Below are 1,270 nucleotides of genomic sequence, written 5' to 3' on the forward strand. Positions count from 1 at the left end.
CCCGTCACCTTGCGCGCCAGCTTGATCGCGGCCTCGACCGCATTAGTGCCGGTCGGCCCGGTGAACATCGCGCGATAGTCCAGCCCACGCGGCTCCAGGATCACCTCCTCGAACGTGCGCAGGAAAGCGGCCTTGGCGTCGGTGTGCAGGTCGAGCGCGTGGGTCACGCCGTCATTAGCGATATAATCCATCAGCGCCGCCTTCAGCACTGGATGGTTGTGGCCATAGTTCAGCGAGGAGCAGCCCGACAGGAAATCGAGGTAACGCCCACCTTCGTTGTCGTGCAGCCAGGGGCCCTGCGCCTTGCCGAATTGGCGCGGCATTGAGCGGGAATAGCTGCGCACCTTCGATTCGCGGCGGTCATAGATCTTCGTATCCGGCGCCGTAGCGCTCGGCATGGGAGTCTTGGTCATTTCGGGAGTTCCCCTGTTCAGGTATGGACGGACGGCAGCGGCGCGATGCTCGCCTGCCATTCCGTGTCGTGTGCCCCCGCGAAGTGTGCCGCGCGCTCGAAGCGCTCGGATTTCGAGAGGCTGGCGCCATGACGGCGCGCGAAGGCGCCGAACAGCGCCCAGGAGGCCGGGTTGGCCTCGGTGATCGTGGTGGTCAGCATGGTCGTGCCATGCACGGCGGGCAGCGAGATCAGTTCGTCAAGCATGCGCCCGCCCAGTCCCTCACCCCGCGCGGAGATCGCAACGGCGACCTGCCAGACGAAAATGCGTTCGGGTTGCGATGGCGGACGATAGGCGGAAACCCACCCGACGACTTCACCATCGCGCTCCGCGAGCACGCAGGTATCAGCAAAGTCACTACACTGGAGCAAGTTGCAATAGGCCGAATTCGGATCGAGCGGCTCGGATGCCGCGATCAGCGCGGTGACGGCAGGGCCATCTTCGGCAGTAGGCTGGCGCAGGACCGGCGGGATCGTCGTACTCACGTGACTTGAGCCGTCGGGATGCGTCCCGAAGGCGGCTTTACTTATGACTTCATCAAAAATTACTTCACCCTCCGAAGCACATTCGCGTGCTTGGCATTTGCCTCATTATAACTGCTGCTGCCCGATAGCATACGGATCGTGCGAGACATTGCAACCATGCGCCACTTGATAAGTTCCCATCGTGCAGGTCATTGAAATGTAATATTTCGGATTTGGAAGTATCTTGCATCTTGGCGGAAAGCCGCAGGAAAGCTAGCTGTCAGGGCATGGACAGCGACCTCACCCCGGTGGCACTTTCGGCACTGAGAAAAATTCTCGACGCGGCGGATCTGG

General features: G+C 61.4%; 2 protein-coding genes. Both read right to left on the bottom strand.

All coding sequences use genetic code 11. The features are described from left to right. Positions 1–413 (bottom strand): aminotransferase class III-fold pyridoxal phosphate-dependent enzyme (locus ACYPYD_RS22360; protein WP_459665614.1); only part of this gene is annotated, 413 nt, incomplete at its 3' end. A gap of 17 nt (positions 414–430) precedes the next feature. Next, a complete protein-coding gene (gene ectA, locus ACYPYD_RS22365) occupies positions 431–925 on the bottom strand; it encodes a diaminobutyrate acetyltransferase (RefSeq protein ID WP_459665616.1) in 495 nt (164 codons plus the stop codon). Between the last annotated feature and the right edge of the window lie 345 nt (positions 926–1,270).

The organism is Novosphingobium sp. 11B (assembly GCF_054589055.1).